This is a genomic window from Pseudoalteromonas piratica, from assembly GCF_000788395.1.
GTDB classification, from domain to species: Bacteria; Pseudomonadota; Gammaproteobacteria; order Enterobacterales; family Alteromonadaceae; genus Pseudoalteromonas; species Pseudoalteromonas piratica.
In genome coordinates, this window is sequence record NZ_CP009888.1 from 1,127,357 (window position 1) to 1,140,306 (window position 12,950).

A 12,950-nucleotide genomic window follows, 5' to 3' on the forward strand; every position below is an offset into this window, starting at 1 on the left:
ATAACTCAAATGGATGGTGTTGAAAATATTTCATTAATCATGGTGTAGTTTGGTTCTAATTTGATTATTATAGCATCAATGAAGTATGAACAAAGGTTAGAAGGGATGAAGCAGTTCGGTTTATTGGGTGCTGTACTAATTGCATTTGGCAGTAATGCAAATGTTCAAAATGATAATCAATTATTTTCTTATAATGTTGGCAATCTAGAGCAGGATTCAGAAATAGCAAGCGCAGGGAAAATAACAACAATAAAAGTTAACGAATCACTTGAAAAAAGCCTTACAGTTGATTCTAAATTTTCATTATTATTGCCGGATCATTCGGTAGTTTACAACGCAAGGGTGACGACTAAGCTCCATCATGGTATTGATAATAAAAAAGAAATTCCAAGCTCGGAAATTTTAGTTGGAAGCTTAGAAAATGGTGCTGGAAGTATTGAGATGAAGCTTGAAAATGGCAGCATCCAAAGTATGTTCATCACTGATGCCAAACGTAATAAAATCTATCAAGTAACGCTTGATAGTTCGGGTGAAGGTAAAGTTGTCGAGCAAGACTTTGCCAGTTATCAATGTTCAGAGTATCCCGAATCTCAGAGTCACGCGAGTCATCAGCATATCCCTGAATTTGCTGAATTGACCCCTGAAGCTTCAGAGTTAATACCTGATTTAACGACCTTGCAGAACCTTCAGAGCCGCCCTGGAGCGACTAACACCATTTATATCAATAATTGGGGGGGGACTTTAACGGGGACTCGATGGAATGATGCCTACAATAGTGGTAATGCTATCACCTATGATCCTTTTGATAATGACGGAAATACAGCAAGCTTTTCTGATAATGAACGCTACTTGATGTGGTTGGCTTGGAAAGAAATGGCTGAAGACTATGCGCCATTTGATGTGAATATAACGACAAGTCAAACAGTTTATAATGCTACACCAGTTAAAAATCGTAGTCAGATTATTGCTACAACAACGGCGACAAGGAATTCATTCTATCCTAACTCGGCCGGTGGAGTTGCTTATGTCGGGATTTTTGGTTTCAACAGTGACTACTATAAAACTGGGTGGACGTGGAACTTGTCGGCAGGAACAATGGGAATGACTCACTCTCATGAAGCCGGACATCAAATGGGTCTGTCACATCATGGCACAACCAGTTCAGGCTATTACGGTGGTCATGGTGTGTGGGGACCAATTATGGGAGCCCCATTTAGTAAGCCATATGTTCAATGGAGTAAAGGTGACTACCCCAATGCTAACAATTCAAGCCAGAATGATTTAACTATTTTAAAAGGTGTTTTAGGACAATTAACTGATGATATATCTGATGAGGTTGATACTGCTACAACTATCTCGGTTCCTGAAACAGGGGTAATTGCACAAATAAGACCTCAAGGAATTGATAATGTATCTGACATAGATGTATTTCAGTTTAATATTACATCGCAAACAATTGCGAACGTGCAAGTTAAGTCTGTTCTAGGTATAGAGAATGAAGCAAGAGCGGCTAACTTAACTTTGAAAGTTACATTACGAAATGCTCAGGGAGATGAGCTAGCTGTTCATAATTCAGCAAGTGTAGGAAGTGTATCACCACTGACAGATTATTTTACCTATACAAATGATTTTGCGCCTGGTGCGTACTCTATTCATGTGGAAGCGCAAACACCAGATGCAAATTGGACTACAGGATTTGATGACTACGGTAACGGTGGTGAGTACCAAGTTTCAATCTCATTTGATGATGAAATTTTGATTACCCATACTGAAGCTAATTTAGCTGCGAGTGCCGGTAATGAAATTCAACACAGTATTATTATTCCCGAAGGTGCTTCTGACGTAACAGTTTCATCTTTTGGCGGAACAGGTGATGCGGATTTATATACGCGTTCAGGTCAAGCTCCTACTAGAGCGAGCTTTGATTGCCGCTCTTGGAATAACGGTAATAATGAGGCCTGCTCAAATCAAACTGCAAATGCAGAGTTGCATTATATGTTGTACGCCTATAATGACTTTGCTGGTGTATCCACATCTGTTACTTACAAAATAAGTGGTACGTTAGATTCAGATGGTGACGGTGTAAATAATATTACTGAGAAAAGTCTTGGAACAGATATTACTAACACTGATTCAGATAATGATGGGCTGACAGATGGTTATGAAGTTGATAACAATTTAGATCCTTTATCTAACGACAGTGATAATGATGGCTTGCTTGATGGTTATGAGGTCAATAATGGTTTAAACCCAAGTAATAACGACCAAGACAATGACGGCATAATTGATGGCCAAGACAACGACCCATTAGTAGCAGCGGATAGCGATGGTGATGGTTGGGACAATGCAGTAGAGAGAAGCAATATTGCGCTTGATGAGACAAATCCAAATGATGCTTGGATAGATTCAGATAATGATGGACGCCCATTGGTACTGGAATTGTTGGAGTCTAAAGACAGAGAAATAAAAGATAATGATATTATAAATGTAGAGCGAGACTTAGTGTTGCAGGCTTATGTAGACACGATGTCCAAACGTTATTTTTCCACTGCTTATTTAAAGGATTTAGGCGCGGGCAGTACTGAGATTGACCTCAAGGTAGCAGATGTTAATGGTGGCAATGCAACAGCGGCTCAGCTTTATCATGATTTATTGCTCGATTCTAATTCAGATTTTGCACTAATGGGTTTTATAGGTCGTACTTATAAAGCTGTATTGGGTAGACAGGCAGATTTTACAGGGGTTGTGTTTTATCGTGAACGCTTAAGTACAAGCCGTATAAGTCAACTACAAATGGTTGAGGGGTTTGTTAACTCAACGGAGTTCACAAATCGATATGGTAATGATTTAAGCAGTGAGGCATTTGTGACCTTGGTTTATCAAAATGTGCTTGGTAGAGCACCAGATGCAAATGGGTTAAGTTATTGGTCGGGACGCCTGGATGCAGACACGATAAGCCGTGCACAATTGATGTTAAACTTTATAAACTCAGCAGAATATAGCACGAATGCGGCGACGGAAAAGGACTCAGAGCAACGTGTCAGAGTACTCAGCTTAATTTTGAATAAACGTGCATTAACAGACAGTGAAGCGACAACCTATACCACTTGGTATAAAAATGATGCAAACGGTTTAATGTCGTATGTTAAAACTCTGTTAGGTAATAGTGCGTACTACTTACGCCATCAAAATAGTATCGATATGAAAGTTGATACTGACGGTGATGAAATTCCTGATATTGTGGAATTTGTTGAAGGCAGTGATAGTGAGGTTTCGAACAATAACCCAGTGAATAATGACAGTGAGTTTGTAAGGCAAGCTTACCGCGATTTATCATCAGAGTATTGGTCGGTAGATGGCTTAGTAACGAAGGTAAGTGCAGTAGGCAGCGCAGCAAGCCGAGGTGATTGGGTTGTAGCAGAAGGGCTACTTTCATCAGATGTATTTATAAATATAAAACAGCCAGTAGTGCGTTTGTATTTCTCAGCGTTTTTAAGAAACCCGGATTATAATGGCTTAAGCTACTGGCAAGGGCGCTTTGAGTCAGGCACAAGCTTAAGTACGATAGCGAATGCATTTGCAGGCAGTGGTGAGTTTGCAACGCGTTACGGGAGCTTGAATAACGAAGACTTTGTTGAGCAAGTTTACTTGAATGTACTTGGCCGCTCTGCTGATGCTGGTGGTAAGGCGTTTTGGGTAGGGAAGTTAGATTCAGGGACATCGAGAGGTGTTATGTTGTCGGGTTTTAGTGAATCGTCTGAAGGTAAAGCGCGGATCGCGTCGAAGGTTGAAACGGTGGTGTTGTATCATTATCTACTTGAGCGAACGATTACAGCGCAAGAATTAACTGATGGTGCCGCGTTATTAGAGAGTAATAATGAGGCGACATTATTGAATACGCTCTTGAACTCAAGCGATTATAGTAACAGGTTCTAATAACCTATTAGTACATGCGATATAGCCGACTAATTGATTAAGTTAGTCGGCTTTTTAGTTTATATACAGTGTTATTTTTAATTTAAATTTTGAGGGCTTTCCCCTGGACCAAATAATAGTCCAGTTAGCTCTCCCAAAGTATGGCAAATAATTAGCATTAAAATAATTATAGTGTCAGGGAGGAAAGTGAATTTATTGCTGCTCCTCGATACGGCAATATTGGAAGTAACTTGGAATGTTAACCAACAGGGTAACATAAGTATCTTGGCTATCTTAAGCGGTAACTTCAACCCTTTGTATTTATATCTAACTAGTCCGACGCAAGCTCGGCCATTATGAAAGTGGATTAATAAAGTCTTGTATGTACCATGACTTTGTACATGTGTGACTGGGTTACCTATATTGATAGCAGTAAAATCTAATTGTCCAATTAATGCTTCTAGTTCGCCAGCAGCAAGATATTGATTGGAAATCATAGATTCTCGAATGGCTAAGTTGGCAATGCATGGTGAGAATTTTTTAGCTCTAGATGTCGTTAAGTAATTATTGAAGGTCATCCAATAGTTGGCTCTGTCCCAAGTTGTGAATTGACTTCCATTAATAACATTTCCGCCAATAATACCGATGTTTGTGTTGTCATCAAAGAAAGTCTCGATATTTTCAACCCAATGTGGATTAACAATGCAATGATCTTCTGTGAAAAAAATGTATTTACCTATGGCTAGCTTTAAGGCAATCGCCCTTAACTCAATAACCGACTTATTTTTGAAATGGATCGCTTTTATATGGTTACTATAAGAGCAAGGTAAATCAAGAGGGTATTTACCGCTGAGCAACAATACCTCAACATCATCTCTATTCTTGGTTTGCTTTATTATGGAGTGTATTGAGTTTTTCTGTCGAGGGCTTAAATCAATTGTTGGAATAATGATAGAGATTTTCATAAAAAATACAGTAAGTGGAGGTTGAAAATAGTGTGTAAAAACAAATTTATAATGATAATTACAGGGCGAAATCTTTTTTATTGCTGATGATTTAAATGACTTTAAAAGGGTTTTTAAAACCGTATTATATCCATTCTAATTATTTATTTAACAGTTCATAAAAGTTGTTTAGATTAAATCACAGTTTTAGTTTCACTGATGATTGACTTTAGTTAAAAGTGGATAATTCGTCGTCGTCATGAAGTTGCTTATATCATTGCATTTAATTGCCTTGTCTGTAGAATTATGCGCATAAATGTATATGGAAATAAAATACTAATATCATGAAAAACGTTTACCCTGTTATTTTATCTGGTGGTTCAGGTACTCGACTTTGGCCTCTTTCTCGCAAGCATTATCCGAAACAGTTTTTAAAGTTAACTAGTGATTATACTATGGTCCAAGAAACTGCTTTAAGGCTAAAAGGGCTTAATAATCCAATAGCTGTTTGTAATGAGGCGCATCGATTTATAATTGCAGAGCAATTAAACGAAATAGGTCAATCACCTTCAGCTGTTATTTTAGAACCAGTAGCACGCAATACAGCCCCAGCAATTGCCTTAGCTGCGCTAAAGGCATCAGAACTTAATGAAAATGCAGTTTTAGTTATCTTAGCTGCTGATCACGTGATTAATGATACTGTCGGTTTTCAAAAAGCTGTTGAAGCCGCAATAAAAGAAGCAGAAAATGATTCATTGGTCACCTTTGGTGTCGTGCCTGAAAAACCAGAAGCAGGGTTTGGTTATATTCAAGCACAGGTCGAAGGACAATTGAGTGCTATTAAACGCTTCGTCGAAAAGCCAGATTTAGAAACAGCCAAACAATACGTAGAAAGTGGTGATTACTACTGGAATAGCGGTATGTTTGTGTTTAAGGCTAAAAGTTTCCTTGAGGAGCTTAGTGAACATGATCCCGATATGTATCAGACCGTTAAAAGAGCATTCGAACAAGCATCATGCGATTTAGATTTTACTCGAATCCCTAAAGAAGAGTTTGCGTTATGTCCGGATAACTCAATTGATTATGCTGTAATGGAAAAAACACAAAAGGGAATGGTGTTACCAATTAGCGTTGGTTGGAATGATGTCGGTTCTTTTTCTGCACTTTGGGAAGTACTAAACAAAGATAATAATGGTAACGCCAACCTTGGTGATGTTAAGAATATCGATTCGGAAAATTGTTTGGTGCAATCAGAAAACCAATTTGTCGCGACGATAGGTGTAAAAGATCTCGTAGTTATTGGCACTAAAGACTCTATCTTAGTTGCACATAAGGACAGAGTTCAAGACGTTAAAAAAGTTGTTCAATATATGAGTGATACTGAGCGATGTGAACACTTACTTCATCGAGAGGTTCATCGCCCTTGGGGGAAATATGACTCGGTTGATAATGGAGAAAGGTACCAAGTAAAACGTATCACTGTAAAACCTGGTGCCTCATTAAGTAAACAAATGCACCACCACCGTGCAGAGCACTGGATTGTCGTTTCTGGAACTGCAATTGTTGAAGTCGATGAAAAAGAGACTTTGCTTAGTGAAAATCAATCTATATACATCCCATTAGGTTCCGTTCATAGATTAACGAATCCTGGAAAAGTTAATTTAGAGCTGATAGAGGTTCAGAGCGGTAGTTATTTAGGTGAAGATGATATCGTGCGTTTTAATGATGTATATGGGCGTAGCTAGTGACATTTAAGCATTTTACCCAACTAACATTAACCAAAGTTCAGCTAAATCTAAAGTCCGAAGCAAAGAAAAGTTACCTGAGTTATTTGTGGTGGCTATTTGAACCCGCGTTATTTGTTGGTGTTTTTTATCTTGTTTTTGGTGTTTTTTTAGCCAGGGGGACTTCGGATTTTTTGGTTTTTCTATTGTGTGGTCAGGTACCTTTTTTGTGGTTTGCTCGAACTATTACCAATGGTGCGTCATCCATAGAAAATGGGCGAGGATTGATGCAACAAATAAAAATCCCCAAAGTGTTTTTTCCTTTGGTTACTATTTTTCAAGATTTCTTTAAAGCGTTATGTATTTTCTTGCTATTGTTTGCTGTGGTTTTAAGCTTTGGACATACTGCAAATGAAGCGTGGTATACACTACCAATAATCATCTTTGTGCAGTTAATGTTTGTAAGTTGCTTGGCGATATTTGTCGCAATGATTGTACCTTTTATACCTGATTTGAAGTTTTTGGTTGCTACTGGCATACAGTTAGCTATGTTTGCATCAGGTATTTTCTACAATTACAAGCTTGTAGTTTTAGAGCAGCACCATTCACTTTTTTTGATGAACCCAATGGCAAGCTTAATTGAGCAATATCGCCAGGTCCTGATGCATGGAGTGTTTCCCGATTTTAGTGCTCTAGGAGCTATTTTACTGTTTTCGATCTCTATTTTACTAATGTGCTTTGCTGTACTTAAAAAACTAGATGCGCATTATCCAAGGATCCTTGTCCAATGAGTGAGCTCAAATTAGCAATTCAGCTTAAAAATGTTGATTATCTGTATTCACAACGAAAGTGGATGCGTAAAACGACTTATAAAGCATTGGAGAACGTAAATCTAGATATTTACAAAGGTGAGACCTTAGGTATTGAGGGGCGAAATGGTAGTGGTAAATCCACACTGCTTAAGCTGCTAGCGGGTATTTATGAACCGGAAAAAGGAAGTATAGAACGATTCGGTAATCATGTTTCGTTGCAGACACTATCCGCAGGCTTTGATGTTGAGCTCAGTGGTGAAGATAATGCCCTAATTGGTGCAATGCTTCTGGGGCACTCCAGGAAAGAAGCCAAAGTCAAGCGTCATGAAATTCAAGAACTCTCAGAGCTTGGTGATAAGTTCTTTGAACCTGTAAAAACTTATAGTGCTGGCATGCGTGCACGTCTTGGGTTTGCTACCGCAATTACAATGAATACTGATGTATTATTAATTGATGAGGTGCTGGGGGTTGGTGATGCTGCGTTCAGAAGAAAAGCCGAAAGAATAATTAAGCAAAAAACCATGTCTGATATGACCGTTGTTATAGTTTCGCACTCAAGAGCTACACTTGAGGCTTTAAGTGACAGGATTATAACGATTAAAGATTGTAAATTGCATAAAGTGGAAGAGAGAGCAGAATGACAAGACTAACATGGCCAGAAAATGCGAATTTATATTTGCCAAAGTATAAAATCTTATACTGTCCTATAGCTAAAAATGCTTGTACCAGTCTTAAAGGTTTAATGTTAGAGCTTTCTGGTTACGATATTGAGAATAATTGTGTGCATAGTTTGCTTGATAGTGGAGAAGCAAAGTTGCAAATGCGATTTTACTCTGAAGAGCAACAAAGAAGCATTTTGTATTCTTCAGATGCTTTTCGTTTTGCCGTTTTCAGGGAGCCTGTAGAGCGGCTAATCAGTGCTTATGTCGAAAAATTTGTAGTTAATCGTTTTGATAAAAGTCAGTGGGTACACACTAAACCTGTCATGGCATTTATTCAAAAAGTTGCAGTTGATGAAGTAGACATTCAAAAAAGTATTACTTTTAGAGAGTTTGCACATTACATTTTGAGGCAAAAAGATTCAGACTTAGATACTCATTGGAGGTCACAGTCTTCATACTTAAGGGGGGTGCATTACACACACTTATACTCAATTAAAAATTTAGCGCAGCTTAGGTTAGATTTGTACCGGTATATAGGCCAAGAAAGAAGTATCCCTCATAAAAATCAAGCTTCAACTCAAGCAATTGAAAAGTTAGACTCAGAGCCCCCACTTTTATTGGATAGATACCCTAGTAGTATGGAAGGCCTTAAGTTAACTAAACATAACTTTTTAGATGATGAACTTATCGCTGAACTTAAAAGAAAGTATGCCATAGACTATGCAATTTATGACAACCTTTAAAACAGAAGTAGACGGGGGGCAAGAAAATGATGAGTTTGGATAAATTCTCACAATTGGTAAAAAAAGAGATACAAGAGTTTTCCACTCATGCACATGCTGCGATAAAAGTTGACGAAAGTGTTAAGGATAAAAAAATTATAGCGGACTTAGAGTTACCTCCATTCGTTTTCCAAAATGTTAGTTCAGACTTTGAGAGTAATAGTCTCGATTATCTACTAAGTTTGCATGACCATGTATTCATAAACGAAGCGTTTATGTCCATTTTAAATAGGCCTGCCGATCAAGAGGCTATGGACTATTACTTATCTTGCTTACGCTCAGGAAAATTTGACAAGCTTGGTGTCTTATCAAGAATAATAATTTCAAGTGAGGCTAGGCGAGTAAGAACAAATATTATCAGAATTCCTAAATTCAAATTGCTCTTTTCATTATTAAAGCAAGTGCCTGTCTTTGGGTGGCTTTTGCGATGGATTCATACATTTGTCACTTTACCTAATGTGCAAAAACAAATAAATGAAAATCTAGCTCATACCATAGCTCTTAACGTACATTTACAATCATACTTGAGAGATATTTCAGGGATGATAGAAGACGCGCACAATGCTCTCTCTGAAGATTATGTTCAAAAAAGTAACGAGCAAAAATGTCATAATGACACAGTTCTCATTCTGGGAGAGTTAAACCAAGCATTAACATGTAAGTCCAATGAAATTAAAGCTCTGAGTGCTCAACTATTTGAAATACAAGAAAAGAGTGATGAGTGTTTTTTGGAACTCCGTGAGGAGCTTACTGCCTTGAAAAGTGAAACTTCAAGTAATGTGGCATCAAATAGCCAGTCAGTTAGCTCGATTAAAAAAGAGTTAGAAGCTTACAAAAATACTAACCGGGCTGAAATCTCAGACATTAAGTTACAGCTAGAAGAAACTTACAAAAATCAAGAAAACACTCAAGTGAGCCATAAAGTAATAGAAAAGGTAAGCGATAGACTTTTGACTCAAGAAGGAATTAGTGAAAACTTGAAAAAAGAGGTGGCTGATTTAGGCAAAGAGTTAAAGCCATTATTATCTGATTATGGGGCAAAAAAAGAAATTGAAAACCTTAAAATTCCTCATTCATTTTACTCAGATTTTGAAGACAGATTTCGAGGAAGTAGAGAAGAAATTACACAACGTTTACAGTTTTATATCGAAGAGACTTCGGAAATTGATGAGTTAAAATCGTTTGGGGCTCTAGATCTTGCATGTGGAAGAGGTGAGTGGTTAGGTTTACTTCGTGAGAATGGATTCAGAGCACGGGGTGTTGATATAAATCAGGCTACTAATGATGCTTGTTTAGAGTTAGGCCTAGATGTTGAGACAGCAGATATATTTGAATATCTACAAAGACAACCGGAAAATAGTGTGGGATTGATTTCAGCGTTCCATATTGTAGAACATTTACCTTTTGAACTACTATTTCAAGTCTTAATAGAGATACATCGTGTACTTGTTCCAAATGGTGTCGTTATTCTTGAAACTCCCAACCCCGGAAATTTACTAGTAGGCGCTTGCAATTTCTACATTGATCCCACACACCGAAACCCTCTACCAAGTCCATTATTAGAGTTTCTTGTGGAACACCAAGGATTTAATGCAAAATCCATCCCGCTTAATCCGTGTTCAGATTTAGGGATGATAAAAGGTTTTGATGGTGCCCAATATATAAATAATTTATTATTTGGAAGTAGAGATTATGCGGTTATAGGAAGGAAACTATGAAGAAAGTTTTAGTGTTACACGCTCAAGTACCATTTGTACGTGGAGGTGCAGAGCTTTTGGTAGAGGGGCTTGTTTCTGCGATCAATAATAAATTGGAGGGCGTCGAAGCTGAGCTAGTCATGCTTCCATATAAATGGTATCCAGAAGAACAAATTATTTCAGATCTTATGGCTTGGAGATGTTTAGACTTATCGGAAACCAATGGTAAAAAAATTGATCTAGTGATTGGTACTAAATTTCCAACTTATGCGACAAAGCATGAAAATAAAGTAACTTGGCTTGTTCATCAGCACCGTTACTTTTATGATTTAGAGGGAACTGAATATGATAAGCCGATATTAAGTAAATCTGAGATAGAAACTCGAAATCAAGTTAGATCGCTAGATACGAAATTTATTAATGAGTCAAAAAAGATATTCACAATTGCACACACTGTATCAGATCGGTTGATGAAGTTTAATAAAACTGAAGGTGAAGTGCTTTTTCCGCCTAGCATGATGGCAGACTTAATCTACCCTGGTGAATACAAAGACTATATTTTATGTGTTGCTAGAGTTAACCCAATGAAAAGGCAAGACCTCTTAATTGAGGCATTACGTCACACAAAGTCAGGTGTAAAAGTTAAGATCGTGGGTAAAGGCGAAGCAGGTTATGAAGTAAAGCTTAAAGATCTAATTGATAAATATGATTTACATGAAAGAGTCGAGTTGGTGGGTTTTGTAAGTGAAGATGATTTATTGTCATTATATGCTAACTGTCGAGCTGTGTATTATGGTCCAGTTGATGAAGATTATGGTTATGCGACAATAGAGGGTTTCTTAGCTAAAAAGCCAGTCATTACAGTTAAGGATAGTGGTGAAGTAGCGCGTATCGTATCAGAGGTAGATGGTGGCTGGGTTACAAAGCCAACTAGTAGGGCAATCGCTAATATCCTAGATGAAGTAGTTAATACGCCAATTGAAGAACTTGAAACCAAAGTAACAAATGCACATAAATATGCAAAAGATGTAACTTGGAATAATGTGCTTGAAAAATTGGTGACTCCGTTTCTATGAGAATAGCAGTAATTACACCCTGGCCAGGGGATAAATCTGGTATAGCTGACTATTGTTGGGACTTATTGCATGGTTTAGTTGATAAAGGTGTTTATATAGATGTTTTTACTCAATGCGAAAGCCCTACCCCAAGCGCCAAAGTTAAAATCCATAATGGTTCTGTTGATGAGTGGGAACTTCAAAGTTTTGATTTAAGAATTTTTCATATTGGTAACAATTATCAGTATCATGGCTACATGCTAAACTTGTTAAAAAAGTTTGGTGGTATTGTTCATTTACATGATTATGTAGTTCATAACTTAGTTGTTGATATGGCACAAATGACCAAAGGGTGGGAGTGGTATTTTGAACGATTAGCGTGTTTCTATGGGGCTGATACTGCAAATATGGTCAGGGATAATGCCCAAAATGGACGCTATATATGGGAAGGCCAAGAAATATGTGATATTCCATTTAATGATGATTTTGTAACTCTATCTGATGCCGTAATAACTCACTCTAAGTATGCAGCAAAAAAAATTACGTCAAAACATAAAAACGTTTCAGTTTGCACAGTACATCAAGTTTACAACATGCTTGACCAACCAGTTGCCGAAAAACACTCCCACGATACTATATCATTCGGCGTTTTTGGTCATGTACAACCAAATAAATGCATAGATCAGCTTATCGACTCACTCAATGAAATAGATACTTTTGGTAGACGTGTTGAGATTCGAGTCGCGGGGGAAGTAGGTAATAAAAAGTACCATAATTTATTGCTAGAAAAACTCGAAAATATAAAGGGGTTTACGAGTTTAAATATATTAGGTTACCTTTCTGAAGAAGCATTTTTAGCTGAAATTAAAAGCGTCGATGTCGTAGTTGCTTTAAGAGACCCGAGTATGGGAGAAACCTCTGCTATTGCAATGCGAGCTTTACAGTTAAATAAACCACTCATTGTAACTGACACATGTTGGTATAGTGAACTACCTGACTTTGTACATAAAATTAAATGTGGTAGTGATGCAGTAGAGTCATTGGCTCAAGAAATAAGCTGCTATTTTACAGAGAACAATATTCTAAATGAAAAGCACGATGAGACCAGAGTTTACTCTGAACAAGTTCTGAACTTTACTAGAGTTACTGACTTTATTAAGCATATTTTATTTCAAATCCACCACAATACAACAATAGCATCAGAAAAGGAAGATGTTGATATGGTTATAGCGAAATACTTATATGATCTTGAACTTGTTGATGAGCTTAACCATAAACCATTACGAACGATGATTTACACCAAGCTAGCTCCATTTTTGTCTGAAATCAAAGGACCTGAAAATCTTTAGATTCATGTAA

Annotated in this window: 9 protein-coding genes; 8 read left to right on the forward strand and 1 reads right to left on the reverse strand. The window is 37.4% G+C overall.

All coding sequences use genetic code 11. The annotated features are described in order from the left end of the window. Positions 1-78: 78 nt before the first annotated feature. A complete protein-coding gene (locus tag OM33_RS21980) occupies positions 79-3,936 on the forward strand; it encodes a DUF4214 domain-containing protein (protein WP_081991011.1) in 3,858 nt (1,285 codons plus the stop codon). A 77-nt stretch (positions 3,937-4,013) separates the two neighbouring features. Here OM33_RS21980 and OM33_RS05120 read toward each other — a convergent pair whose 3' ends face one another. Next, the gene (locus OM33_RS05120) at positions 4,014-4,880 is read right to left on the reverse strand and encodes a glycosyltransferase family A protein (RefSeq protein WP_038639572.1); all 867 of its coding nucleotides are present in this window, start codon (positions 4,878-4,880) and stop codon (positions 4,014-4,016) included. 323 nt (positions 4,881-5,203) lie between these two features. Here OM33_RS05120 and OM33_RS05125 point away from each other — a divergent pair, with 323 nt between their 5' ends. The 7 genes from OM33_RS05125 to OM33_RS05155 are packed head-to-tail and all read left to right on the forward strand — an operon-like array spanning position 5,204 to position 12,940. Continuing rightward, positions 5,204-6,604, forward strand: a complete 1,401-nt coding sequence (locus OM33_RS05125) for a mannose-1-phosphate guanylyltransferase/mannose-6-phosphate isomerase (protein WP_038639575.1) — start codon at positions 5,204-5,206, stop codon at positions 6,602-6,604. Then, positions 6,604-7,374, forward strand: a complete 771-nt coding sequence (locus OM33_RS05130) for an ABC transporter permease (protein WP_038639577.1) — start codon at positions 6,604-6,606, stop codon at positions 7,372-7,374. The genes OM33_RS05125 and OM33_RS05130 overlap by 1 nt, the downstream gene beginning before the upstream one ends. Then, positions 7,371-8,036, forward strand: coding sequence for an ABC transporter ATP-binding protein (locus tag OM33_RS05135; RefSeq protein WP_038639580.1), 666 nt, complete (start codon positions 7,371-7,373; stop codon positions 8,034-8,036). Before OM33_RS05130 ends, OM33_RS05135 begins: the two co-directional genes overlap by 4 nt. Continuing rightward, positions 8,033-8,800, forward strand: a complete 768-nt coding sequence (locus tag OM33_RS05140) for a sulfotransferase family 2 domain-containing protein (RefSeq protein ID WP_038639583.1) — start codon at positions 8,033-8,035, stop codon at positions 8,798-8,800. Before OM33_RS05135 ends, OM33_RS05140 begins: the two co-directional genes overlap by 4 nt. 26 nt (positions 8,801-8,826) lie before the next feature. Further along, entirely contained in the window at positions 8,827-10,557 is a 1,731-nt protein-coding gene (locus tag OM33_RS21985) for a class I SAM-dependent methyltransferase (RefSeq protein ID WP_052140902.1), read from the forward strand. After that, positions 10,554-11,612, forward strand: a complete 1,059-nt coding sequence (locus OM33_RS05150; RefSeq protein ID WP_038639586.1) for a glycosyltransferase family 4 protein — start codon at positions 10,554-10,556, stop codon at positions 11,610-11,612. The genes OM33_RS21985 and OM33_RS05150 overlap by 4 nt, the downstream gene beginning before the upstream one ends. Beyond that, positions 11,609-12,940, forward strand: a complete 1,332-nt coding sequence (locus OM33_RS05155; protein WP_038639589.1) for a glycosyltransferase family 4 protein — start codon at positions 11,609-11,611, stop codon at positions 12,938-12,940. Before OM33_RS05150 ends, OM33_RS05155 begins: the two co-directional genes overlap by 4 nt. Positions 12,941-12,950 lie beyond the last annotated feature (10 nt).

Bases quoted from the DNA above. Each gene is read 5' to 3' on its own strand.
- OM33_RS21980 (WP_081991011.1), top strand. From the start codon at position 79: ATGAAGTATGAACAAAGGTTAGAAGGGATGAAGCAGTTCGGTTTATTG.
- OM33_RS05120 (WP_038639572.1), bottom strand. From the start codon at position 4,880: ATGAAAATCTCTATCATTATTCCAACAATTGATTTAAGCCCTCGACAG.
- OM33_RS05125 (WP_038639575.1), top strand. From the start codon at position 5,204: ATGAAAAACGTTTACCCTGTTATTTTATCTGGTGGTTCAGGTACTCGA.
- OM33_RS05135 (WP_038639580.1), top strand. From the start codon at position 7,371: ATGAGTGAGCTCAAATTAGCAATTCAGCTTAAAAATGTTGATTATCTG.
- OM33_RS05140 (WP_038639583.1), top strand. From the start codon at position 8,033: ATGACAAGACTAACATGGCCAGAAAATGCGAATTTATATTTGCCAAAG.
- OM33_RS21985 (WP_052140902.1), top strand. From the start codon at position 8,827: ATGATGAGTTTGGATAAATTCTCACAATTGGTAAAAAAAGAGATACAA.
- OM33_RS05150 (WP_038639586.1), top strand. From the start codon at position 10,554: ATGAAGAAAGTTTTAGTGTTACACGCTCAAGTACCATTTGTACGTGGA.
- OM33_RS05155 (WP_038639589.1), top strand. From the start codon at position 11,609: ATGAGAATAGCAGTAATTACACCCTGGCCAGGGGATAAATCTGGTATA.